General features: G+C 37.2%; 18 protein-coding genes and 1 pseudogene. 12 read left to right on the forward strand and 7 right to left on the reverse strand.

Annotated elements, in window-relative coordinates; translation table 11 throughout:
- Positions 1-31: 31 nt before the first annotated feature.
- The gene (locus F6K40_RS24225; protein WP_293139654.1) at positions 32-217 is read right to left on the reverse strand and encodes a hypothetical protein; all 186 of its coding nucleotides are present in this window, start codon (positions 215-217) and stop codon (positions 32-34) included.
- Between the two features lie 571 nt (positions 218-788).
- Between F6K40_RS24225 and hpsE the strand changes: the two genes are divergently transcribed.
- From hpsE to F6K40_RS24275, 10 genes are all read left to right on the forward strand, one after another.
- Positions 789-1,802 carry a hormogonium polysaccharide biosynthesis glycosyltransferase HpsE gene (gene hpsE / locus F6K40_RS24230; protein ID WP_293139655.1) on the forward strand — a complete coding sequence of 338 codons (1,014 nt, stop codon included), beginning with the start codon at positions 789-791 and terminating at the stop codon, positions 1,800-1,802.
- Between the two features lie 99 nt (positions 1,803-1,901).
- Complete coding sequence (locus tag F6K40_RS24235) at positions 1,902-2,855, forward strand: glycosyltransferase family 4 protein (protein ID WP_293139656.1); 954 nt, start codon at positions 1,902-1,904, stop codon at positions 2,853-2,855.
- Positions 2,856-2,869: 14 nt separating this feature from the next.
- Entirely contained in the window at positions 2,870-4,030 is a 1,161-nt protein-coding gene (locus F6K40_RS24240) for a glycosyltransferase family 4 protein (protein WP_293139657.1), read from the forward strand.
- Positions 4,031-4,042: 12 nt separating this feature from the next.
- Positions 4,043-5,152: a glycosyltransferase family 4 protein gene (locus tag F6K40_RS24245; protein WP_293139658.1), complete on the forward strand. Its 1,110-nt coding sequence runs from the start codon at positions 4,043-4,045 to the stop codon at positions 5,150-5,152.
- 54 nt (positions 5,153-5,206) lie between these two features.
- Positions 5,207-6,037, forward strand: coding sequence for a sulfotransferase family protein (locus F6K40_RS24250; RefSeq protein WP_293139659.1), 831 nt, complete (start codon positions 5,207-5,209; stop codon positions 6,035-6,037).
- 68 nt (positions 6,038-6,105) lie between these two features.
- Positions 6,106-6,987 carry a sulfotransferase family protein gene (locus tag F6K40_RS24255; RefSeq protein WP_293139660.1) on the forward strand — a complete coding sequence of 294 codons (882 nt, stop codon included), beginning with the start codon at positions 6,106-6,108 and terminating at the stop codon, positions 6,985-6,987.
- An 843-nt stretch (positions 6,988-7,830) separates the two neighbouring features.
- Positions 7,831-13,407, forward strand: a complete 5,577-nt coding sequence (gene hpsA / locus F6K40_RS24260; protein ID WP_293139661.1) for a hormogonium polysaccharide biosynthesis protein HpsA — start codon at positions 7,831-7,833, stop codon at positions 13,405-13,407.
- Between the two features lie 22 nt (positions 13,408-13,429).
- Positions 13,430-14,083, forward strand: coding sequence for a hormogonium polysaccharide secretion pseudopilin HpsB (gene hpsB / locus F6K40_RS24265; protein WP_293139662.1), 654 nt, complete (start codon positions 13,430-13,432; stop codon positions 14,081-14,083).
- 45 nt (positions 14,084-14,128) lie between these two features.
- Entirely contained in the window at positions 14,129-15,019 is an 891-nt protein-coding gene (locus tag F6K40_RS24270) for a prepilin-type N-terminal cleavage/methylation domain-containing protein (protein ID WP_293139663.1), read from the forward strand.
- A 163-nt stretch (positions 15,020-15,182) separates the two neighbouring features.
- Complete coding sequence (locus tag F6K40_RS24275) at positions 15,183-15,764, forward strand: pilus assembly FimT family protein (RefSeq protein ID WP_293139664.1); 582 nt, start codon at positions 15,183-15,185, stop codon at positions 15,762-15,764.
- 544 nt (positions 15,765-16,308) lie between these two features.
- Here F6K40_RS24275 and F6K40_RS24280 read toward each other — a convergent pair.
- Complete coding sequence (locus tag F6K40_RS24280; protein ID WP_293139665.1) at positions 16,309-16,530, reverse strand: hypothetical protein; 222 nt, start codon at positions 16,528-16,530, stop codon at positions 16,309-16,311.
- Positions 16,531-16,685: 155 nt separating this feature from the next.
- Here F6K40_RS24280 and F6K40_RS24285 point away from each other — a divergent pair, with 155 nt between their 5' ends.
- Positions 16,686-17,279, forward strand: a complete 594-nt coding sequence (locus tag F6K40_RS24285) for a pilus assembly FimT family protein (protein ID WP_293139666.1) — start codon at positions 16,686-16,688, stop codon at positions 17,277-17,279.
- Positions 17,280-17,851: 572 nt separating this feature from the next.
- Here F6K40_RS24285 and obgE read toward each other — a convergent pair.
- From obgE to F6K40_RS24300, 3 genes are all read right to left on the reverse strand, one after another.
- Positions 17,852-18,868: a GTPase ObgE gene (obgE, locus tag F6K40_RS24290; RefSeq protein ID WP_293139667.1), complete on the reverse strand. Its 1,017-nt coding sequence runs from the start codon at positions 18,866-18,868 to the stop codon at positions 17,852-17,854.
- A gap of 354 nt (positions 18,869-19,222) precedes the next feature.
- On the reverse strand, positions 19,223-19,504 hold the full coding sequence (locus tag F6K40_RS24295; RefSeq protein ID WP_293139668.1) for a four helix bundle protein: 282 nt from the start codon (positions 19,502-19,504) through the stop codon (positions 19,223-19,225).
- 68 nt (positions 19,505-19,572) lie between these two features.
- A complete protein-coding gene (locus tag F6K40_RS24300; RefSeq protein ID WP_293139669.1) occupies positions 19,573-20,295 on the reverse strand; it encodes a Mo-dependent nitrogenase C-terminal domain-containing protein in 723 nt (240 codons plus the stop codon).
- Between the two features lie 1,559 nt (positions 20,296-21,854).
- Here F6K40_RS24300 and F6K40_RS24305 point away from each other — a divergent pair.
- Positions 21,855-22,706 (forward strand): HIT family protein, encoded by an 852-nt coding sequence (locus F6K40_RS24305; RefSeq protein WP_293139670.1) that lies wholly within the window; start codon positions 21,855-21,857, stop codon positions 22,704-22,706.
- 1,329 nt (positions 22,707-24,035) lie between these two features.
- Here F6K40_RS24305 and F6K40_RS24310 read toward each other — a convergent pair.
- Both F6K40_RS24310 and ltrA read right to left on the reverse strand, forming a co-directional pair.
- Positions 24,036-24,590, reverse strand: coding sequence for a pentapeptide repeat-containing protein (locus F6K40_RS24310; protein ID WP_293139671.1), 555 nt, complete (start codon positions 24,588-24,590; stop codon positions 24,036-24,038).
- 23 nt (positions 24,591-24,613) lie between these two features.
- Positions 24,614-26,399: pseudogene (gene ltrA, locus F6K40_RS24315) on the reverse strand (group II intron reverse transcriptase/maturase).
- Between the last annotated feature and the right edge of the window lies 1 nt (position 26,400).

The following is a 26,400-nucleotide window of genomic DNA, read 5'->3' on the forward strand; positions in this document are numbered from 1 at the left end:
TTGGTGCTCCATCCGCAATGGTGAATGGGCATTATAGATAAGTTATGTGCAAGCGAATCAAAGGCTTTTTTGGGAGAAAAGTGTGTTGAAAAATAGATTTTTTTGATAATTTTACACAGAATTGTTCCTCCCCCTCCTCCCCCTCCTCCCCCTCCTCCCCCTCTTCCCCCTCTTCCCCCTCTTCCCCCTCTTCCCCACCCTCCCACAAGGGTTTCAAGAGTTGTGAGTAATGGATAGCTTTTAGGGGGAGGCTTTAAACCCGTTTTTCTGGCAAAATTTTCAGGGGTTTGTTTTCTGTTCAATCTTAATGTGGGCAGAAGAGTCTTAGGCATTGGTTAGGCATTAGTGAAATAAGGTATGAAATTCCGATCAGAGTAAGATTGATAGTAAGGAAAAAGCTGTTTTAATTAGTGACTACTGACTACTGACTACTAAAAATCATACAATCATTCACCAATGCCTATCCTTACCATAAAAATAGTCTTGGGGTCAGAATAATGTCAAATTTGCTTGCTTGATAATCCCAAAATCTTGATTTTTTCATAGAACTGTAACAGGACTTACGCATTAGGAACGAGTTTTGGGCGCTTGAGATTGCTATCCTGATGGACTGCCCCGCAAACGCTTCGCTCACAATGACAGAATTACATTATTTTGCGTAAGTCCTAATTTTGCGTAAATCCTATGTAAATTCAATTAATAATTTACGAAAATATACTGTTGTTATATTCGTATAATATTGGATATATTCTAAACATATAATTACTTGGTTTAGGATGTCAATTATTATGACTGATTTTACTATCGCAATTCCTACTTATAATGGTGCGGAAAGATTACCATTAATTCTAGATAAATTACGCTCTCAAATTCAGATAGAAGGACTATCTTGGGAAGTTATTGTTGTAGATAACAACAGCCAAGACAACACGCAAAAAGTAGTTAGAGAATATCAAAAAAACTGGCTTCAGCAAATTCAATTAAAATATTGTTTTGAAGAACAACAAGGTTCAGGATTTGCTAGAAAAAAAGCCGTTCAAGCAGCAAATAGTCCTTTAATTGGCTTCCTAGATGATGATAATATTCCTGCACAAAATTGGGTAGCAGCAGCTTATGAATTTGCTCAAAAATATCCCAAAGCAGGAGCTTATGGCAGTCAAATTCATGGAGATTTTGCCGGAGAACTACCACCAGAATTTCATCGAATTAAACCATTTTTTGCTATTACAGAAAGAGGTAAAAAACCATTACTCTATCAACCTAAATCGAAGCTAATACCTCCTTCCGCAGGATTAGTGGTTCGTAGAGAAGCTTGGTTAGAAAGTGTTCCCAAGCACTGTATATTGATTGGTAGAAAACCAGACTCACTGTTAGCGGGCGAGGATACAGAAACTATTAGTTATATTCAACAAGCTGGCTGGGAAATTTGGTATAATCCAGCGATGGAAGTAATTCACAAAATTCCCAAGCATCGAATACAAAAAGATTATTTAATTAGTTTTTTCCGTGGTATTGGTTTGAGTCGTTATGTAACCAGAATGTTGGGTGTTAAACCATGGTTAAAACCATTAGCTTTGTTGGCTTATACAGTAAATGATCTTCGGAAAATTATCCGCCATTTAATTAAATATAATCTCAAGTTACAAACAGATATAGTAGCAGCTTGTGAATTGGAATTATATATTAATAGTTTAATCAGTCCTTTTTATTTATGGAAAAATGGTTATTTGGTAGAGGTTGAAAAAAATCAGAATTCAGCCGTAGAATCTCAGGTGGTTTCAGTAGAATTGCTCAAACATTAGGTAATTATTTAGATGAAAATTATTGCTTGGCCAGCATTTAAAACGAAGTATAGAAATCCTTATAACTGGCTGCTATACTCTTGTCTGGTCAAAAAAGGTATGAAAGTGACAGAATTTTCTTTAAACAAACTGTTGCGCCAACATCACGATATTTTTCATCTTCATTGGGTAATGGAAAATATTGTACGTCATCCAAATCAATTTTTAGCAGCTTTGCGGGCCATAACTATGCTCTTGGCAATAGATTGGGTTAGGGCTAGGGGAACAAAGATTGTTTGGACAATTCACGACCAATACCCTCACAGCATATTACATCCTCAATTAGCAGCATGGTTTCAGTCAGAGTTCATCAAGCGGATAGATGGATGTATCAGTCATTGCCAAGTAAGTAAAGAGTGGGTTGAGTCAACATGGCCTGAGTTAAGCGATCGCCCCCACGCAGTTATCCCCCATGGTCATTATCGACAGGTCTATGCCGACAATACAAATCGTGAGGCAGCTAGGGAAACTCTCAATATACCTCCCGATCATCATTTACTCTTATTTTTAGGTTATATTGACCATTATAAAAATGTGCCTCATCTAGTCCAAGTTTTTCGAGAATTAGATCCTACTAATTGGATATTATTGGTAGCAGGTAAACTAGAAGTCCCTGAACTTAAGTCTCAGATATCCCAAGCAGCAGGAAATGATTCTAGGGTGAAACTAGAGTTTGGGTATATACCCGATCAAAAGTTACAAACATATTTTCGGGCTGCAAGTTTAGTAGCTTTACCATTTCAAGAGATTTTAAATTCAGGCAGTTCATTGTTAGCCCTTTCTTTTGATTGTCCTATATTAGTACCTGAGAAGGGAGCAATGGTAGAGTTGGAAGAACAGGTAGGACAAGATTGGGTAAAAATGTATGGAGGAGAGTTCACAACAGAAGTTTTAGAATCAGGGTTAGAGTGGGCTGTTAGTCAGGAGCGATCGCCACAACCTAATTTAGAACAGTTAGAATGGTCAGAGTTAACTCAGCAAACTGTTGAGTATTATCAAAAAATTATCACCTAAATTTCCTGAATTTTATGGATATAATTGCTCTTATCACTAAACCCAGTTCTCTTCTTGGTGGGATAGAGAGGTCAACTCTAGATATTTGTCTTAGTTTAGCAAATCGTGGACATGAAGTTAGTTTAATTTATTTTGAAGCTGGAGATTTGTTAGAAAAATATCAAAAATTTTGTAGAAAAATTCTCAAAGTTAAAAATTTAGATGTTAACAAGAAACAATTAATTCCTTCTACTATAAAATTTATAGGTAATATTTTGGCAGTGAGTCAACAGTTAGAAATTAAGGAAAAGAAAAATACAATTATTTATGTAGACCACTATAATTATTGTTTATTTGCTGCTGTCTTAGCTTGGCAAAACAAACTACCATCTGTATTTCATCTGCGAATATCAAGCTTAACCAAAGCTCCCCGGAAACATTTATTGGGAATGAAACTAATTAAACAGATTATTTCAGTTTCTAATCAAACAAAATTAGATTGGGTAAATACTGGTATCCAAGCAGAAAAAATCAGCGTTGTTTATAATGGAATTAATCCAGATTTTTTCCAACCTGTACCAAATTTACCAGAAGTCAGAAATAAATTTAATCTTGCTCCAGAACAAAAAGTAATTTCATATATAGGTAGAATAGACCAAGAAAAAGGAATAGAAATATTAATCAAGTCCTTGAGTTTGTTGTGTCAAGAAAATAGGACAAATATCAAATTATTAATAGCAGGTAGACCAGTCATTCATTCTAGCCGAGAAGTTGGAGAAAAATATCAGCGATCGCTCCAAGAATTAGTAGTTAATTTAGGTATAGAAAGTCATGTAGAATTTCTTGGTCATGTTGGCAAACCCGAGCTTATTTATCAAGTTAGCGATCTGACAGTTATACCAAGTGTATATTCTGAACCTTTCGGTAGAACGGTAATAGAATCAATGTCTTGTGGAGTACCAGTTTTAGGAAGTAAAATAGGAGGGATACCAGAAATTTTAACTGGAGAGTTTGCCAGAGGATTATTTACTCCAGGAAACTCAGAATCACTATTGATTAAATTGCAAGAATTTCTAGATTGGCGAGTAGAAAATCCTCAGTTAGGAGAAAGATGTCGCCATCATGTAATCAATAATTTTAGTTTAGAAAAAAATGTTGATGGTGTGGAGAAAGTTTTATTAGAAGCAATGAAATAGTGGAGTAATAAAGTGAACAAATCTAGTCAACTGCGAATTTTAATGATACCAAGTGATTGTAGACCAAAAAATATTCTCAATCCTTATCAATTATTGCTCACTGGGTCATTGGAAGCACTAGGAGTTTATGTAGATAATTGGCCTTATTGTCAAGGTAAACTTCCTGTCTATAAAGCTGCTGTTGCTAGAAAAAAATCTTTTGATGTAGTTCATGTTCATTGGATTTATTCATTTTTTAGGGATGATCATCAATGGTTATATTTATTATCATCTTTGGGATTTATTCTAGATATTTGTATTTGCCGTATAACAGGTTTGAAAATTGTATGGACGGTACATAATTCTATTTCCCACGATAGCAAATTTCCTGGTTTAGAATTATGGACTCGCAGACAATTTGTTAAGTTGGTTGATAGAATAATTTGTCTAAATCAAATGACCCTGGAAACTATTGCTCAAGAATATAAGTTTAATCCTGCCAAAGCTATAGCTATTCCTCACGGTCATTATCGAGATGTTTATCAGAAACCAGTTGATTCAGCAGAAGCAAAAAAAGAGTTAAATTTGCCAGAAAGTGGGAAAGTATATCTAAATTTAGGTTTGTTGAGACCTTATAAGGGAATCGAAAATTTATTGCAGGTTTGGCAAGATAATCAGGATATTTTTGCTGGTAATACTTTATTAATTGTTGGTAAACCTTGGAATGAAGATTATGCCCAAAAATTACAAGACTTATCAGCAGGAATAGATGGAGTAATTATTTATCCTGAGTTTGTTGATAATAATAAATTGCATCTATATTTTAGTGCAGCAAATGTGGTGATTTTACCATTGAAAAAAATTTTAAATTCTGGTAGTTTGATTTTGGCAATGTCTTTTGGGAAACCAGTTATTGCACCTCGCTTAGGTGGAATAGTGGAAGTGCTTAGAGAAGCAAATGATTTGTTGTATGATCCAGAAGATAAAGAAGGTTTGCTAAAGGCAATGCAGAAAAGTACCGAAATTGATTTGGATGAGTTAAGTAGATTGGTTATCAAAGCTTGCGATCGGCTAGATTGGGATTTAATTGGCCAACAGACTATGGAGGTTTATAGTTTAGCAACAGGAATGATAGAAAAGTGATATAAGATTATTTGAAGTTATAGAATTTACTGATTTTTCAGAGTAGAAATAACTATGAATCAGGAAAGAATTAAGAAGAGAATTTTTGTCGTTGGTTGCCCTCGCTCCGGAACAACTCTACTACAAAGTATGTTGGCAGCTCACCCACAAATAGCTTCTTTGGTAGAATCTCATTTTTGTGGCGCAATTTTTGATAATCGAGGTTTTTACAGAAAAAAATTTGGTTTAGCATCAAAATTAACTAGAAAAAAACTCAATAAATGTTTAGAGGAAATTGGTTTTCCAGAAATGAAACAGCATCTACCAAAATTTGGCTTATTTGCTAGTCAGTATGTTAAAGGATTTGTCAAAATATTAGATCTTTATACTCAACAACAAAATCAAATCATTTGGTTAGAAAAAACTCCTAAGCATTTGCATTATATTGATGATTTAGAAAGGTACATAAAAAATATAAAATTTATTCATATTATTCGCAATGGTGCTGATGTAGTGGCTTCGCTTTTTGATGTAACTCAGCAATATCCTGATATTTGGGGTGGCGCTCGGGATATTGATACCTGTATTCAAAGGTGGATTGAGGATATAAACCTAACAAAATATCATTTATCTAAGTTTAATCATACTCTTGTAGAATATGAAAAATTAGTAGAAAATCCTACAGAGGTTTTGACAGAAGTTTGTCAGTTTGTTGGTGTAGAGTTTACGGAAAAAATGCTTCAAGATTATCAGGTAGTTGCCAAGCAAGTGACCTTAAAAAATGAACCATGGAAAGCATCAGTAGGGGAAAAACTTAACAGTAGTAATAGCAAAAAATTTCAAAAACTATTTAACCAAGAGCAGCAAACTTATATTCTCAAACGATTATCGGAGGTGAGAATATAAGTATAAATCTACATTCAGTTTATTAAGAATCAAGATAGAAAAACGATTTTATTAAAGGATAAAAAACTATGACTATGCCTAATTTTTTAATTATTGGCGCACCTCGCTCTGGAACTACTTCATTACATCGTTATATTCAGGAACACCCTCAAATTTTTATGAGCGAAGTTAAGGAATTAAGGTTTTTTGCTCTAGAAGGGAAACAACTAAATTTTTGTGGTCCTTGTGACCGAACAGTTAATCGACAATCAATTACTAATTTAGAAAATTATCAAGAGCAATTTAAGGGTGTGACTAATGAAAAAGCCATAGGAGAATCTTCACCTATTTATCTCTGGTGGGAGGGTGTTCCAGAAAGGATAAAGAGCTACTTACCGAATGCTAAGTTAATTTCTATTTTCCGTAACCCAATAGAGCGAGCTTATTCTGATTTTTTGAATATGCGTCAGTTGGGTTGGGAACCTTTAAAGGATTTTGCCGAAGCTTTAAAAGAAGAGGAAAATAGAATCAAAGCAGGTTGGGGGCCTTTTTATTATTATCAAAGAAAAGGTTTTTACTATTCAAACTTGGAAAGATTTTATCATGTTTTTCCTAAAGAACAAATTCGCCTTTATTTATATGAAGATTTGTTCTCAAATCTGCCTAATTTATTACAAGATATTTTCCGTTTTTTAGAGGTTGATGATGGTTTTTTACCGGACATCAAGCAAGTTTATAATGCTTCTAATAGAATCCCAAAAACTTTTTTAGGCAAAGCAGCTAATAAATTAACTAAGTACAGCTTTACTAAACCTTTATACCCAGTTCTAGAGTGGGTAAAAAAACAACAGTCTACTTCCCCTCCACTTCCATTAGATATCAAAAAAAAGTTGGTCGAAACCTACCGAGGAGATATATTAAAATTGCAAGAGAATATTGGTCGCGACTTGTCTGGGTGGCTAAAAGTCTAAGTGCTACTTTTAATCTCGTCAAAACGCTCAAATATGATTAAAGCCTCCTTGTCTCTTAAAGTTACTACAGGATTTCGCAAATAGATTAATTATTGTTCTGCTGATTAAATATCAAAGTATTGACACATCAAGGTTGAGCGCCTTTTTAAGTCTTGAAAAAGTACCTGATTTTTAGCTCTTCATGCTCATGCCTGTTAGAATTTTAGGTTGACAAGGGCAGAAAAATCAACGGATAATTCTTCCTCCTGCCTTCTCGCTCATTCTCCATTTCTCCTGTACGGGCGTTAACGATAGTTATGCGAAGCAAACGGCCGGAAAGCCCCTACGACGACTGACGCCAAACCCCTACCCTCACCGATAAGACTTTTTCAGGAGAAGCCTAATTATTGCTCTGCTGAATAAAGCTAAAAGTCGCATGGAAGCTCAGGTAATGGAGCTTTTTATATTCAATTTATATCCTAACAGGACTTACGCAAAACCACCATACCTAGTAGTGGCGAACGGCCGTTCGCCCCTACAGATGGTGTATAATTTCCTTTTTTGCGTAAGTCCTGTCCTAGTTTATTGGCTAGTTTTACCTCAAAATACGGACATTTTTTCCTGAAATTCAAGAAAATTTCTTCACCCTCAAAGGACCAGAAACCGTCCCCATCTCTTCCCATCTTCCCTTAACCCCAATCGACCCGTCCCCGTGTCCTGCCCCCACTAACCAATTTTTTCAGCAGGCCTAATTACCTATGTTATGGCTACCTAAAATTTAGGGAATTATAATTAGTAAGGCACTCAAATTCTGGTCTGGCCAGAAAACTATAATTGTTAGTCCCAATATTTAGTGAGGTGTCTATGAAAAAGGCGAATATTACTAAAATAATTTTATATATATTAAGACAAGTGAATATCAAAGTCAAACTCATTACTCAGAGGTCAATCAGGAGACTTTTGCGAAGGTTGATGCTCGATAAATACCGACTGGGTATGTCTCGAGCAGGTTTTGTGTTGCCAACTGTAACTATGGTGATGTTAGTAGTAATCTTGCTGACTATAGCTATTAGTTTACGTTCTTTTAACCGTGTTGAAGATGCCAGAAATGTAAGGGTCAATCAGTCCTTACTCAGTGCTGCAACACCAGCATTAGATCGAGCTAGAGCCAAATTAGAAGAATTGTTAGTTAATAATCCACCCACTACTGATACTCCGACAGACGACGCTTTATACTTGGAACTGACAACAACAGTAGGAGGAGATAAGTATACTTTTGGGGATGAGCAAAGACTAAAGGTAGGTTATAAGATTAATGACTCTCTCGATCCAGATGGAGCGGATGGCGATCCAGATACTATAGAAGACAATGCAACAATGGAAACCGCTTGGAGGTTTCCGGTAGATACTGATAATAATGGTAAGTACGATAGCTTTACTCTTTATGGTATATTTTTCCGCAGTCCCCAACGTAATGAAGTGGGAGGTTTTAGATGGGCAAGAACTCCTCTAGATGCGAGAACTCCACCTATGGCATCAGCCGCAACTGCAAACAACCCAGATTGTGAAGCCATAGCAGGTACTAGCTCGATCTTAGTGGGTGACTCTGGTTGGTATAAGTCTGGTAGTAGTCTTAAGAAAAGCTTCTTTACCTATACGGCAACTGTTCCTATAACTGATTTGTCAGTGGTTACGGGGGATTATAGTGTTGGGGATTTTGAAACTTTTAAAGGAACTACAGGCTACTCTGCTCTAGAATATCAGCAAGATTGGAGTAGAATACCATTAACGAATAATGCTGTTGTATATGAAAATGATTTAGAAGTTGCTCCTGGTCCTGTTTTTCGGCTTAATGGTAGGATTCAGGCTAACAGCAATTTCATAGTTTCATCTACAGGCGGTAGGAGTATAGATTTTTACCTTGTTAGTAGCCCAAATTCTTGCTTTTATGCAGATGAGGAAAATAGTAAGATTATTGTTGGGGGTAATGTAGTTAATGGATTGTTGGAAAGAAATGATTCAACAAATTTTGATGTTCACTTGCAGAATGGTAATAATCAAGGAGAGGATCAAGTAACAAGCACAAGACAATCTGTGACTGATTCTGCTCAGAATGCTGCATATAATAGTCAGGCTTCTGCACAACGTCTTCAGTGGTTGCGAGACGATCAAATAGCTGCACATCCAGGCACTGCTCCTGATTATATTGTGGCAGAAGATCCCCGAGAAGTACAAACAAAAGTTGAAAATTCTACAGATCCAGAAAAGGAAAGAGAGAATGCATTAGAAACTTATTTTAAACAACTGATCAGAAAGGTTCCCTTTGCTGAGGTAAATGCAGGAGTAACAGAAGTCAGACCTACTGGTACTTTGATAACTGGAACAGGTGATGAACTGCGACCTGACATAGATAGCTGGGTGTTGCCTACAAATGGTGATATTGAGGTAGCAAGTGGCAATACGACTGGTCTAACTATTCAGGTGGCAGAACTTGACGCTACCGATCCTCTAGAAAAAGAAGATGGTATACAAAAGTTTGTCGGCGATCGCGTCTTAGTAGGGAATAACTTACCACAAAAAGTTTGGAATGATGATGACAATAGTTTTGCTAGCGGTTTTGAACAACAAGTTGATGATACTACCGAATGGTTAAATGCTGCGGGAGAAGACAGTGGACGACTACGTACTCGTACGCCTCAAATAAAGACTATTGCTGATGTTGGTTCTACAGACCGGGATGGTTTCTGGGAAGATGCTGCTGCGACTGAACCGGAAGCTCCTCTTGATGGTATTGGGGGTTTGCGGGTTATTACTGGGGCAGGGGTTTATGAGCGGACAAATTCTTTCTTACCACCACCACCAGAAAATCCAGATGACTTTACTGTAGTTTGGCCGGATACTATGCCGATGTCGCCAGTAGAAGTTGATGGTTCAAGAGTTTACAATAATGACTCTAATAGTTGGTTTGCTTTTACCGATCTTACAACTGATCCTTTAGACACTACTAATTATCCAGCAGTAACACCAACCATAGATCCTAACACACCCCAATACGCCAAAGGCGACCTAAGAATGCGGGCAACTGCAGTTTACTATTATGCAGAAGACTTTATTAACGATAACGATGACTCTAGTCAAGCTCCTATAGCTTGTATTAGTAGTTATTACGATCCTTCAACAAGTACCACTGCTAAAAATTCAACTGGTTTGGCAGATGTTAGTGGTTTGGCGGCTCCAACATATGATACTGTTGAAGGAATTATTGGTAAATCAAACAATGGTATTGTATATGGTCCTCCGACGGGGGCAAGACCAGGTGCAGGAACTTTCGATTCAGCAACAGGTTTATTTACTGGGACTACCGAGCTGGAAAAACAAGCAAATATGGTCTTTCCTAATGGTCGGTTTGTTAATGAAAAACTCAGGGATGCGTTGCAAAAAAATGATGCGGACCGCAGTTTGTCAGAACAGGCAGCAATTGATACTACAATGTGTGCCTTGGGTATCTTGACAAACACCGGATTGGGAACAAGACCAACCTATATTGCTGATGGAGCAATTAGGGAAGTATCCTTTTTGGATGCAAGACAAATCAAAGCTAGTGACCAAGACAATGCTACTACCACTAATATTGATGAAACTTTGACTATTTTCGATTTAACTGTTGGAGGTACAGAACTAGCTGATTTGACAAGCACCTCTGACTTACCTCTGGAAGAACGTCAACCTATGGAGATTAGAGCTACTCAGTTAGATTTAGATGTTTTGCGACAAGCAGCTTTTACACCTTCTACTTCAGTAGGTCCGAGAAGGGATGGCAACGAGTATCTACTTCCCTTAAGCGGTATTATTTATGCCAGTCGCGATGATGCTCTACCCGATCGCAGCGACTCTGATAGCACCAGCAACGATGAACTAGGAGATAGTCCCTATGACTACAACCTAGACCCTACTCGTCGTCCAAATGCCATTATGTTGGTTAATGGTATAACAGTAGCGAGACCCGAACCTGGCACGATGACTACTGAAGAGGTAACTAAAGAAAAGGGAATGACTTTAGTTTCTAACTTGCCAGTTTATATTCAGGGAGATTTTAATCTGCATCAAAAAGACTCTGATACAAATATTGAAGAGTTTACAGACGAACTAGATAATAACTGGGGAGACTTTTATGGTCGTGATACTTTAGACCCTAATTTTGCTTGTCGTGGTGGTGACCCCAGGTTGACTAGATGTACGACAGGAGATGATTGGCGTCCGGTCAATATTTTGTCAGATGCTTTAACTTTGCTTTCCGATCAATGGCGTCCTGGTTTCCGCAATGAGGGAGATTTTGATTTAAATAATAATGCTGGTAATCAAGTAGTGAAAGAATTGCGTCATAATAATGGCTTCTTTAGTAATAGTTATGCTACTAATGGTTTAACCAGTGGAGCAACAGTAGATTTTGATGGTGGTCCGTATACTGACAATAATTACACAAACAACAATAATGCAACTAACAATGGGGCGCTTAACAGTTCCTATTTCAATAATTTTGGGACTCCAGTGCAACGACGGATCAATAACTTCCCAGAGTATGTGATGGAAGTTTGTCCGAAGTTGCCAGTTTCTGCTTGTCATCCTGATGACTGGGTGGTGGGAGAGATAACCAGTGGTACTCTAGTTGATAGTCTCGATCCAGATGATTCAAGTACAATAAAAATTATTGATTTGTTTTCTAGTTACTATACTGGTGGAGTGCTTAATAATGGTATAAATTTTGCCAATGATGATATCTCTGTTAATATTACTGGTTTAGTAGCAACTTTAGCATCTGGTACAAGTGCCATAACTCCTGATGTTGTACAACGTTTTCCCCGACGAATAGCGTTTTTGAGGAATCAGTATGGAGAGTTAGAATTGGATGACCAAAATAGACCAATCCCAATTGGTGTTGTGAATAATGATACAATTCGAGCTTTTCCTTACGGTAGAACGGAACCTCCTGTTTTACCTCGTGTAAACCAAACCAATGTTCTCTGGTTCAGAATGACTGATGACCCTGATTTACCATCCGATAATGGTGAAATAATTTACGACGTTGCTAATAGACCTTTGTTTTATTTAGATTATGATGAGAACAGCGACTACAGTGGTAACAGACTAATTTTATCACCTACTCCAGAAATTAATGGTGTTAGCTTGATTGATGATAACGGTGTTCTGGATGCAGATGATGCTTACGACTATTCTTTCTGTACAGGTGCTGGAATTTCCCAGGATTATTATGGTTTAAATGAAGATGTAACTATGAATACTGACCCTTGCCCAACTACTGCTAGCAATAACATTCAAGCTTTAAGAACGCAGTTGATCGGTCTAGATGCATCTTTAGATGACGCAACAGGTGGTACTCCTACCATAAGTAATAGTACAGTTACTTTAGCAGGGGATACAGATGAAAATGGTATTGTAGTCTATGAACTTCCTGTCAGCGGCGATCTTGAAACAGAGACATATACTCTTGAAGGTGACTCAAATGACATTTTTGTACTAAAAACACCTGCCTCAACAAGCATGACATTTGAGAGCGGTGTTACTTTAGAGCTAAAAGGAGTCAATCCCAATAATATTTTTTGGGTTTCTGATGGTGGTATGACTTTTAACGATCCTACTACTTTAGCAGGTAATTTTCTTGGAACTGCAACAGGTACTTTAACAATTGATGACAACACTAAAATATTAGGTGGTCGGTTATTAGGATTTGCTAGTGCCCCAACAGCATCAACTGGCTCAGGTATTGACATCAGAGCAATAAGTAACGGAGGAAATCCGAGCCTGATCCCAGTATTGCAAATACACGAACCTGATGCTAGAAATATTGGACAAGAAAACATACGCAACAATAACAACAGCGCCAGTCAAAGAACTGCATGGATGGTGCGAGCAAGCAATACTCAATTTAACCTAGTTGGTGCGGCAGGGGATACTCCATCCCGTCCTGGTCAAAGTAACGGTGGTCTACAAAACTTAGTCCGTTTACAAGAAAACTGGAAAAGACCAACTGAAAGAACACTCACAATATTGGGAGGGTTCATTGAATTAGAACGAACTAAATATGCTACAGCTAATTACCAGCAGTTAATTAATACTACCGGCACCTCTGATCTATTCGGTTATCCACAGAAATATGGCAGTGGTGGAGCAGGTGGTATATTAGGTTTCCAAGTAGCACCAGATCGTCAATGGGGTTTTGATGTTGGCTTGCTTTCTCAATCTCCTGACTTGTTTGCCCAGAAATTCTCTCTGCCTTCTTCAGATAGTAAACCTGACGAATTTTATCGAGAAGTAGGTCGCGACGATCCTTGGATTGAGGCTTTGTTGTGTGCTGAAGACCTTAGTGGCAATGACGTAACGAGTCGTTCGGGAGTTGACTGTTCTAATTATGATGATGACTAAAACCTAACAAGGAGACTAACTTATGATTAAATTCAAAACTCAACCAAACAGACCTCAATCTCCAGAGGCAGGGTACACTCTCATTGAGAGTTTAGTAGCAATGATAATGGTATCTGCCCTCATGGCTGCTATTGCTCCTGTTATTGCCTTGTCAGTTGGGACGCGGGTGCAGGCACGACGGGTGGAACTAGCAGTCCAAGCGGCGAGGAGTTATATTGATCGGGTTCGCTCTGGTGAGATAGATGCTCCAAAAATGGCTCTTGTTGATCCAGCAGCAACTAAAGATATAGCAGGTCCAGGAAACTTAGAATGCCCAGAACCTCCAGATCCAAAAGCTTACTGTACTACAACGGTAAATGCTAGTAGTGTTGAGAGCGCTTTATATTGTGTTGATGGGGGAGATGGGGGAGACTGTACTGGAATTGCAGATATGGTTGTGTATGCCGTAGGGTTCAATCATACCTCAATCGCTACTGATGGCTACAAATTATTTTTGCGAGTTTATAGAGGCAGTGGTGTAGCAGGTTCAACTCTATCAGATGAAGTTATATCAACGTCTGTTAGCAATACAGGGTTAGCAACTAGAAATGGTGAAACAGAAAAACCACTGTTTACAACTCAGACAGAGATAACTCCAATAGATAACTCATTTCAAAACTATCGCAATCGCCTATAGCAGCATAAATTACTAATGAAAAGTAAACACAGAAACTAAGGAAAGATGAAAACTTTACTTAACTCAGTTCTAAAAAAACGATTCACAAAAAGGCGATCGCCTCTGGCTATACCTAACAGTGGTTTTACGCTGATTGAACTGCTAGTCGCAACAATTGTGGCAACGATAATCATCGTACCAATATTAAGTTTTGTTGTCAATATTCTCAACACAGATGTGAGGGAACAGGCAAAGACTAACAGCGAACAGGAGCTACAAGCTGCAATTGACTATATTGCTCAGGATATGAGTCAGGCATTTTATATCTACACTCCAGATGAAGTTAGATGCCTTCAAAACCGGAATGCAGATTCCTGTGGTACGGTTCCAGAAACAACAGGAGCTCCAGCTATACCAACTGATGTAGGCACACCAACTATTGTTTTTTGGAAACGTAAATATGAAAAAGATGCTTTACCAGTTGATGACTGTACTGTTACTGATACAAATGATTGCCGAGATGATACGTTTGTATATTCGTTAGTTGCCTATTACGAAATAGAGGGAACAAGCACAAGCACTGCTTCTGTTTGGTGTGACGAGGCACCTTGTCCGTCTAGGATAGCTAGAGTTGAAATTAGCGATAACCCTACTGATAGTTTGGGTAACTATCTTGAGGGAGCACCTAATAACGGTTACAATACAGCCAATATTTCAAACAGAGAAACACCAAGAGAGCTTGTAAAAGGTGATGGAAATTTTGATTCAGTAAGAGTGCTAGTTAACTATATAAGAGATTTTGAGTTAAATTCGGTGGACAATAATGAGCTAGCTAAAATCACAATTCAAGGTAATGCTTTACGTCGTATTCAAACAAACAATACTGACTGTAGTGATTCTTCCTATTGTCCTAAAGCAACTGCACAGGTAGGTAGACGTAGTGGGTTTGGACAATAGTATCACTACAAATCTTACAAAAAAGGCGTTGCTGAAATGTAATGGTGAAAGTAATATTGTAAAATATACTTTTTTGGCGTTTTAGTTAATCTAAAAATCATTACCAATCAGCAATACCACAAAAAATAACAACTATTTAAGATAATCTAGACAGAAAACTAATATGAAATCTCTGAATTTATTAAAAATATTACCACGAACTCACCCAAAGGCATCTACTGTCGGTTTTACCATAATAGAACTAGCTATAGTAGTGCTAATAATTGGAGTATTGAGCGCGATCGCCGCTCCTGGTTGGAATGCTTTTATCAGCAGACAGCGCACCCGTACAGTCAATGATGGAGTATTTCAAGTGTTGAGATCGGCGCAAAGTGATGCTAAGTCGAATAAGAAAAGCGTAACAGTTACTTTTGCTCTAGGTACAGATACACCAGAAATAACGATTACCGATAAACCAAAGGAAATATTAAACGCCAACGGAGAAATAAAAGCTGGAATGGTAAGATTACAGCCAGGGAAATGCACCACTGATGCAAATGGTAATTGCACTGGTTTTCATAGTGATAATCCAACAGCTTTAACGTTTGACAACTTGGGCGTTATAGAGAATGAAAATGCTCTCCCTTTTGTTGTAACAACAGCTATTGTAGACGGTAAAGGTGCAAAAAGATGTGTCATAGTTGAAACAATTCTTGGTGGTATGAGAACTGCTCAAGGCGACGATTGTCCTACACCTACTTGGTAGAGAACTACACAACTGGCAAGTAATATTATCAGGACTTACGCACGCAGATGAAAATATACACCACTTGTAGGGGCGATTCGCGAATCGCCCCTACAAGATATGGTGGTTCTGCGTAAGTCCTGATTATGTCCGGATAATTAGTGATAAAAAAGTTTTTATTTGTATTATAGCTCTCAGCCCGAACTGTAGATAGGGCTTTAGCCCTACTACAACCTTTAATTATAAACATTCAACCGGACATGATATAAGCCTACGGTTTGATTTAACGCTACAGATACCACAAAATAATTGCCCTGTCAAACCCATTCCAGGTTAACGACAGAGCAATTTTTTTATCTTTAAAATTACCAGGACTTACGCAAAATGTCAAATTATACACCAGATGTAGGGGCGATTCGCGAATCGCCCCTACTATATATAGTGGTTCTGCGTAAGTCCTGATTACATAAATGTAACAGTTGATCATTAATAATATTTATTGATAAATCCTTGCTTGATAATGCTTATAGCACTTTTATGTAACAAAGTCTTACATAATTATAAATTAATTATAAAAATATATTATATAATCGAGTTCTGTATTTAACATTAAATCAATTAGGAATTGCTGATTAAATCTAAAAGCATTTACAGATAAAGGTTTGAGCTTTTTAAAGTCTTGAAAAAGTACAAGGTTTTCCTTATCAAGAGCTACATAAAGTGAGGATTTTAGGTTGACTATTGGCTGAAAAATCAAGGGATAATCTTCCGACTGCCTCTCGCTCATTCCCCATTCCTCCTGTCTTCCCCTCCTGGGAGGGGTTAGGGGTGGGTTGTCTCCTGTCTCCTGACTCCTACCCTTACTCATAAGACTTTTTCAGCAAGCTCTAATTACTAAATTTTCAAGAAAAAAATATTAAATAACAGAATATCGGGGTGAAAATGAATGCTGAAATATTCAAATCTGCAAAATCAACTCTTATTAAACTTTCTCAAAAAAATCTCTTAGGAAAATCACTTAAGCAACAAGAAGCAGGATATAGTCTGACAGAATTAACATTTGTAGTTTTAATTATCGGTATTCTGTCGGCGATCGCTGCTCCTGGATGGTTAGCTTTCATAAACAACGAACATCTCCGCACATCTAATGACCGAATATATCGAGCAATGAAAACTGCACGCAGTAATGCTATGCGGGATAAAATTACTTGGCAAGCTAGTTTCCGACAACAAGACGAAATTGCTCAATGGGCAGTACACCCAGAAAGTCTAGATGCTCAAAATGCCAACTGGCAAAACCTAGAGTCATCTGTGAAAATAGATGATGAAACAACCCTCCCTCAAGACTCCTCAACTGAAATTTGGAGAATAAAATTCAACTACAAAGGTCATCCCAACGGTTTCAGGCGTATAACTTTATCTCTTCGCAGTGGAGGTACAGCAAAACGTTGTGTATTTGTCTCAACTCATTTAGGAGCAATGCGAACTTCAAAAAATCAGGCAACATCAGACAGCGGAGGAAGATACTGCTATTGACATACTCCCGACGTTGCGCTAAGGCAACATAACGATAACGAACGGGGGATTCTTCAGTCAGAAAAAACTGACTGCTGTTTATACAGAGGTGATGTCCTCCCCCTGTTTTTAGAGCAATCATAATCTATTTATTTGTAATTGTCAATAGCTATAGTAGAATAACAATAATTTGTATTATAAATTTAATATTTATACTACAAAAAGAAAATCCCCGATGAACAACACAGATAATGCCCGGCTTTCATCCCGACGCTCCCCTTTCGGAGAGCGCGGGGCTTCCCCCTGGGTGAGTTAAAACTGGTAGGCTGGGTTGAGAGAAACGAAACCCAACACTACATCTGGGGAATGTTGGGTTTCACTGTCGTTCTACAAGGACTTACATTACTATTGTTCTACCTAACCCACATTACTAGAAAAACCCCTCCCCTGTAATGAGAGGGGAATTAACCTGCCTTCCCTCCTAGGAACTGGTATGGGGTTTTATGAGTTCAGAAGACAGTAGTTTAGTTGAGAGAAACGAAACCCAACATTATCTGGATAAAGTGTTGGGTTTCACTACCGTTCTACCCAACCTAGGCTAAATTAATACTTTGATCCATCTCCAACACCTGCCAAACTTCCTGCATCAACTCCTCTAAACCAATACCAGCAACAGCAGAAATAAGGAAAACTTTTCCCCCGCTCATCTCCCTAAACCTATTTACCAACTCCTGAATTTCTGCACTCTCCACATCAACCGCATCAACCTTATTTAAAGCCAAAACTTGCCGCTTATCTTCTAAATTTCGCCCATAAGCTTTTAACTCATTTTGAATAGTCTCAAAATTCTCCAGCGGATTAATATCTGTCACATCAACCAAATGCAACAATAACTTAGTTCGTTCGATATGCCTCAAAAATTCATGCCCCAAACCCAAACCAGCAGAAGCACCTTCAATTAATCCAGGAATATCAGCAAAAACAGTACCATCTCCCGTAGGTTTTCTCACAACTCCTAAATTCGGCACCAAAGTAGTAAAAGGATAATCAGCAATTTTCGGACGAGCAGCAGAAAGAGCAGCAATTAAAGTAGACTTTCCCGCATTCGGCAAACCAATAATTCCCACTTCAGCTAACAACTTCAACTCCAACCGCAACATTCGTACTTCACCTTCCAAGCCAGGCAAAGCATATTCTGGAGCGCGGTTACTATTACTGAGAAAATGTTTATTTCCTAATCCACCTTTACCACCCTTACCAACACAACAAGTTTGCCCCGGTTCAACTAAATCTCCTAATAATTCCTCAGTTTCCGCATCATAAATCATCGTACCGGGAGGCACTTCAATTAAGCGATCGCTCCCTGCCGCCCCAGTCATATTTTTCGGCCCTCCTCGCTTACCATTTTCTGCCTTAAAGACGCGCTGAAATTTAAAATCCAACAAAGTTTGCAGATGAGCAACGGCCACCAAAATCACAGAACCTCCACGGCCACCATTACCACCCGCAGGTCCCCCCGCAGGCACAAACTTTTCTCGGCGAAAAGCAACCATGCCATCGCCACCTTTACCACCTTCGACTTGAATTTCTGCTTGATCGATAAATTGCATAATTAGGGAATAGGGAATAGGGAATAGGGAATAGGGAAAGATTCGGGAATATAGATTAGGGAATAGGGAAAAATCTTTTTGTCAGTTTTCAAGTTTTTTAATCAGACTAATAATCATTATTAGGTAATAGGGAAAGATTCGGGAATATAGATTAGGAAATAGGGAAAAATCTTTTTGTCAGTTTTCAAGTTTTTTAATCAGACTAATAATCATTATTAGGTAATAGGGAAAGATTCGGGAATATAGATTAGGGAATAGGGAAAAATCTTTTTGTCAGTTTTCAAGTTTTTTAATCAGACTAATAATCATTTTAGTTTCTTCTGTGAGAAGAGAAATAATAGTTTCTATATCTTTTTATTCGCATAACCCTACTCGCCCAGATAAAATCAGATGCGTTTCTAATTCATTAATTGAACCTTGAGCAACATTTAAGAATCTTAGATATTCTCCAGTGTACCTTCGTCCATAACCTTCAGCTATATTAGCAGGAATAGATACAGCGCTTCTCCTAATTTGTTGCACCATACCATACAACTCATCTTTAGGAAAAAGTTTAGTCAAGAAATAGGATTTTTCAGCAATATCCATTCCTTTTTGCCAAATTTTTAAATCTTTAAAACTATTAATTTCTGACATTTCAATACCATTTTTCTAATTTTTATCTATTCCCTACTCCCTATTCCCTATTCCCTATTCCCTATTCCCTAACAATATTTAGAAATATCCTCCTGACAGTCATCTGCCAAATAAGATAAGGCACGGAATCGCAAACCAACCAACTGGTCATAAACTGGGTTAAGTTTGCACATAGCTGGAATATGGGCTACCTTCTTTCCAAAAATCACAACATCTCGCTCAAATGGACATTGAGGAGGAATCATTTTACAAACCATATGAGCCACTTTTGGGTCATTAATATCCCATCCATCCAACCAGTCTTTGACTGGAGCAAGTACAGTTTGATGATGTTCCGGATCATGGGGAATAATAGAAGTACCACTATGTTCGGTTTCTTCTAGCCAACCTTCTAAATCATCATTTTCTGCTTGTTCTCTAGCTTTTTCCAAATTTTGTCGTAGCGCTTCTAAAGCTTTAACTTTTAGTCCCAAAGCGTCACAATATTTATGAAGTGCTTCATCCTCAGTAATAGAATAAATTCCATCTGCTAAGGCTACCATCACCGCAGTTCTCATAAAATTTTCTGCCATGGTAGAATTTTCTCCAAGTACCTTTGCTAAATCATTTGGACTAATAGGTTTTAGTTCTGAAATTTCAATTGTAGAAGCAAATTCTTCATGACTGAAGTGGTCAAATAAATCTTTTTCTGTATCATCAAGTTCTCCATCTGCATAAGCAATGGTCATTAGTCCTCTTAACCAGGCAGTGGTTTGTTCTTTGTTTAGAGAAGATTTGACGATGCTAGTCATAGTTTAACCTCTGAATTATATATAGATTTTGTGATTTGTTCCCATGCTTTATTAAAAATTATTAGCAGGGAAGCTATTATCTATATTTTACAGAAATAATTAATAATTAAACAATTAAATAATTCAGGTTTAAAGTCTCCCCGATCAAGGGGAACAAAATAAATCTTTTCCTTTTAACCAATCTTCTCCCTTTTAGGGAGAGGTAATTATCCATTATCCATTATCCATTATCCATTATCCATTAATGAACTCACTACCTAAAACTTAAAATCCTAAAGTTTTGAATTTATCAGAGGTTTATTGATTGGAGTTTATGTGATGATAGATACATTGTTTTTGTGAAATTATACTACATGGACAAAAGATTGTTACAAGTAAGTTTTAAGTCTTAGGTAAATCAAAGTTAACGAGCTTTAGGAATCAAGTTTCCAGCATCCCAAATTCTGTTAGTTACTGTCAAATTATTTGATCGAAATTGGTATTAAGCTTATTTGGAAATAAACTAATTATCAAAAAATCTAATTTATTCTGATAACTAATATAGCGTTTCTCAGCAATCGTGAGGTACACCTATCTTTATTTGTTCCTATTTCCTATTCCCTGTTTCCTATTCCCTATTCCCTATTCCCTGTTGCCAGTTAAGTGTTCCCTGTTCCCTAAAACCAAGGAATTTTGTACCTCACGCTTCTTGGGAATTGCTATACTATTTTCAGTTGAATACTTCTTGAATACTTATCAAAAATAGGGCGTTGCTGAATGATTGTATGATTTTTACTAGTCAATAGTCAAAATAGCTTTTTTCCTTACTATTGAATACTTCTTGAATACTTATCAAAAATAGGGCGTTGCTGAATGATTGTATGATTTTTAGTAGTCAATAGTCAAAATAGCTTTTTTCCTTACTATCAATCCTTACTATCAATCTTAATCCGATACGAATTTCATACCTTATTTCACCAATGCCAAAAATAGATAATAGGGAAAATGGAGGAGAGTCAGAACAGTTGATGAATTGCCCCTAAAAAAATATTTTATGGTGATTTATCAAGTAGCAATCTTCTAAAAAAAATTAAGTAGGCAAGCAAATACTATTAATTTAAAAGGAGCAAATTCAAAGTATTTTCTGTTTCCTGCTTCCTGCCTTCACAATAAATCAGTACATCTATAAGAATTACCAAATATTTTACTTATCGCTGATAATCTAAACTTGATATAAATCATTTTATAATTATTGTATTCTAGATTACTCCATCACAAAAGTATCGCAATCCATGCTTATGTTGTGATCAATAAAAAAGTAGATAAAAAACCTCAAACTATCAGCCTGTTTCCTGTTGCCTGAAAGCCATAAGGTTTTTATAAACAAATAAAATAAGACTGCTATATCCTTGTTGATCAAGAGACATCTCCAGAAAATAAACTTGCCCTTTATTTACTATAAAATAGAGTTGTAAAATTTCCTAATAAAATCATTTTCTGTACATTTTTACTGAAAATATCTTCCCTGTTCCCTGTTCCCTGTTCCCTACTTTTACAAAAAGTCTACATATTTTTTGGAGATGACTAATAAACAATCAAACAAATATACCCATCTTACTGCTAAAGAACGTAGATTTATCTCGTTTCCAGCTCAAGTAATGCTAAAGCAAAATTTGCTAGTAGGTAAAATTCTTGATTTTGGTTGTGGGTTAGGTAACGATGTTAAATTACTACGAGAAAAAGGCTTTGATGTTACTGGTTACGATCCTTATTATTTTCCTGAATATCCCCAGGGAAAGTTTGATACTATCCTCTGTTTTTATGTCTTAAACGTTTTATTTGAACAACCACAAGTCGAAGTTTTGATGGAAGTTTCCCAGTTATTAAATCCTGGAGGGAAAGCTTATTATGCTGTGAGAAGAGGTTTGAAACGGGAGGGTTTTCGAGAACATTACATACACAAGAAACCAACTTATCAGTGTTTAGTTAATTTACCTTTTAAGTCTATTCACGTCGATGAATTGTGTGAAATTTATGAGTATATTCATTATAATCAACAAAAAAATTCAGAAAACAAATGTTTATTTTGTAACCCCCGGAAAAATCTACAATTAATTACAGAGTCAGCAAAAACTTATGCAATACTTGACGGTTATCCAGTTACAAAAGGGCATACATTAATTATACCTAAGCGTCATCTAGCAAATTATTTTGAGTTGCCTGTAGAGGAACAATTAGAATGTTGGTTGATGGTAAATCAGGTACAGAAAATCTTACAGGAAAAGTATCAACCTGATGGCTTTAATGTAGGGATAAATGTTAACCGCGCCGGAGGACAAAAAATGATGCACTGCAATATTCATGTTATCCCTAGATATCAAAAGAATGAGTTAGGATTTCAAGGAGGAATGAGATTTGTTGTCCGTTCTTAGAAACCTAAGAAGTTTAACGTTTGAGTTTTTAGACTTTAGATTTCTTCTCTGAGTGGCAAGTGTCTGAGTTATTTTAGGAAAATTCATTTAACTAAGACGTTTGAGTTTTTAGACTTTAGATTTCTTCTCTGAGTGGCAAGTGCCTAAGTTATTTTAGGAAAATTCATTTAACTAAGACGTTTGAGTTTTTAGACTTTAGATTTCTTCTCTGAGTGGCGATCGCCTGAGTTATTTCAGGAAAATTCATTTAACTAAAACGTTTGAGTTTTTAGAATTTAGATTTCTTCTTTAAGTGGCGAGCGCCTGAGTTATTTTAGGAAAATTCATTTAACTAAGACGTTTGAGTTTTTAGAATTTAGATTTCTTCTCTGAGTGGCGAGCGCCTGAGTTATTTTAGGAAAATTCATTTAACTAAGACGTTTGAGTTTTTAGAATTTAGATTTCTTCTCTGAGTGGCGAGCGCCTGAGTTATTTCAGGAAAATTCATTTAACTAAGACGTTTGAGTTTTTAGACTTTAGATTTCTTCTTTAAGTGGCGAGCGCCTGAGTTATTTTAGGAAAATTCATTTAACTAAGACGTTTGAGTTTTTAGACTTTAGATTTCTTCTCTGAGTGGCGAGCGCCTGAATTATTTCAGGAAAATTCATTTAACTCAGACGTTTGAGTTTTTAGAATTTAGATTTCTTCTCTGAGTGGCGAGCGCCTGAGTTATTTGAGGAAAATTTATTTAACTCAGACGTTTGAGTTTTTAGAATTTAGATTTCTGCTCTAAATGGCGAGCGCCTGAATTATTTCCGGAAAATTCATTTAACTAAGACGTTTGAGTTTTTAGACTTTAGATTTCTTCTCTGAGTGGCGAGCGCCTGAATTATTTCCGGAAAATTCATTTAACTAAGACGTTTGAGTTTTTAGACTTTAGATTTCTTCTCTGAGTGGCGATCGCCTGAGTTATTTTAGGAAAATTCATTTAACTCAGACGTTTGAGTTTTTAGACTTTAGATTTTTTCTCAGTGGCGATCGCCTGAGTTATTTCAGGAAAATTCATTTAACTCAGACGTTTGAGTTTTTAGAATTTAGATTTCTTCTCTGAGTGGCGATCGCCTGAGTTATTTCAGGAAAATTCATTTAACTCAGACGTTTGAGTTTTTAGAATTTAGATTTCTTCTCTGAGTGGCGAGCGCCTGAGTTATTTTAGGAAAATTCATTTAACTCAGACGTTTGAGTTTTTAGAATTTAGATTTCTGCTCTGAGTGGCGAGCGCCTGACTTATTGAAATCCTCCCGACATTGCTCTATGAGACAACGCGGGATTCCCATCCATGAAATAAAATTATCCATTCAAGTGGGATAATAAACTACTCTCGGTATTAGTCCGAGTAAAAGAATTCCAAGTGCTTAAATCTTTTCCAGGATATCCACATAACATAGCTCTAGCATCATCACTCAATCCTTGCACTAAACTAAAATCTACTCCAGCAATACTAATAATATTATCTAAACTCGCCCCTGTTAGATCCGCAGCCCGTAAATCTGCTCCATCCAACTCTACCGCATTGAGTCGAGCATTACGCAAATTAGCACCTATCAAAAAAGCTCCCTTCATATTTGCACCACTTAAAGCTGCCCCTTGCAAATTAGCACCTGTCAAGTCTGTACCACTCAGATAAGCTCCCCGTAGATTAGCTCCTTGAAGGTCAACTCCTCTAAGGTAAGCTGTATTTAAGAAGGCTCCACTTAAATCAGCCCCAGGCCCAACTGCTCCCGATCGCTTGTAAGCAAATTCATCAGGCCAAACTGTTGCCCCATCATAGTATGCTAATTGTAATTTAGCACCTTCTAAATTAGCATTGGCAAGATTAGCATTTTGGAGTTCAGCTCGATTCAAATAGTTAAACTAAGCCAGGTAAGTTACCCTACCCGACTTGTCTTCAGAACCGGACGTGAGACTTTCACCTCATCACGGCTCCTCTCCTAGACGTCCTTTGTCATAGGTACATCCTGCTTGACAAGTTAACATATCGTCAATCCATATATAATTTTCAGGTAAATCCTGGGGTTTAAATTTTGGATATGTCTTTTTGTCCAATGCAGTTTTACTGTCGTGGCAATGTCGGTGTAACAACTGTTTATTCTTTATGGAGTTGTTACCCCCTTCAGACCTTGGTTTTATATGGTCTATTTCCATAAGGTCATTTGGTCTAAAGGTTAGTCCACAAAATGCGCATTTATTCTTTTGCTGTTTTAACAGCGTTGTGACTTCTTTCCTTATGCCTGGATATTTGCCGATTCTACTACTCCAATAAGTCCAGTCGCCGTCATAAGGGGATGCAGTACCTTTCACTTTGGTGTGTCTTTTAACTGGTACATCTGAGTGTAGGTTAAGTATATATTCGCCGTCATTGAGTACCCAATTTCTGGTACTATTGACTGTGGAGAAATACTTTTCCTTCACCCATTGAGACGACTTATTAGGATGCCTCCTACTTGCCCATCTCCATAATCTTTTATATAAGAGATGATCTATTTTAATGAATACCTCTTTACTGACTACGGTAGAGTAGTAGTTAGCCCATCCTCTAATTATCGGATTTAACTTAGCGATTATTGCATTAGCAGGAGCGTTTTTGTGAGAATCACATATATCCGCCAATTTCCGATAGTGAGTTTTTATACTCTTAGAGGACGGTTTAATCAACGTCTTAAATCCTTGTTTGGTTGTCTTTACCTTCCATTGCCTGACATTGAATCCTAAGAAGTCAAATCCGGGTTGATTCCCTTCATATTCTTCCAAGGTGTGGGCAATTTTGGTTTTTTCTGGTTTTAGTTCTAATCCTACTTGGGTTAACCATTCCTGTATTACGGTTTTTGCTTGTAACACTACTTTGATATCTTCGTGCAGGATTACAAAGTCATCAGCATAGCGTATTAAGGACAATGCGCATTTATTATCTCGCTTTCTTCCTGGTAAGGTTTCAGCGAATTTGTTTAAGCACTCTTCCATACCGTGTAGGGCGATGTTTGCTAGTAAGGGACTAATTACCCCTCCCTGTGGTGTGCCTTCCACAGTGTTTGAGAATTGTTTATTGTCAAATAATCCAGACTTTAACCATTGCTTAATTAATCGTCTATAAGGAGTTTGACCTATTTTTCCCAACAGTGCATCATGGTTAATTCGGTCAAAACATTTGGATATGTCAGCATCTAATACATATTTAGGTTTATGGTTGATGCTTATAAAGATGGCTTCTATGGCATCATGCGTTGACCCCCGGAAAAGACCATAGCTATTAGGTTCAAATCTAGCCTCCCACTCTGGTTCCATACCCAATTTCACCAAGGATTGTAATGCACGGTCGTACATAGTGGGGATTCCAAGCGGGCGCTTTTCATCCTTCCCTGGTTTCGGTATCCAGACTCTGCGGGTAGGACTTGCTTTGAGGTAGCGTGATTTTAATAATAGATGTACAAGGTTAAATCGCTGCATAGGAGGAAGATTTTTAATACCATCTATTCCAGCAGTTTTCTTACCTTGATTATCCTGAGTCACACGCCTAACAGCTAGCAACCCAGCGTAATAACTTTTGGTCAGAAGTCTTTGGTATTTACGCATCTTGCGGATTTCGCCACGGCTGGATGCTCTGTAAATTAATTTTTGCAACTTAAATACAAATTTTTCTACCTTCTTCCAGTTAATA

The sequence above is a fragment of the Okeania sp. SIO3I5 genome, from assembly GCF_010672085.1.
Classification (GTDB): Bacteria; Cyanobacteriota; Cyanobacteriia; order Cyanobacteriales; family Microcoleaceae; genus Trichodesmium.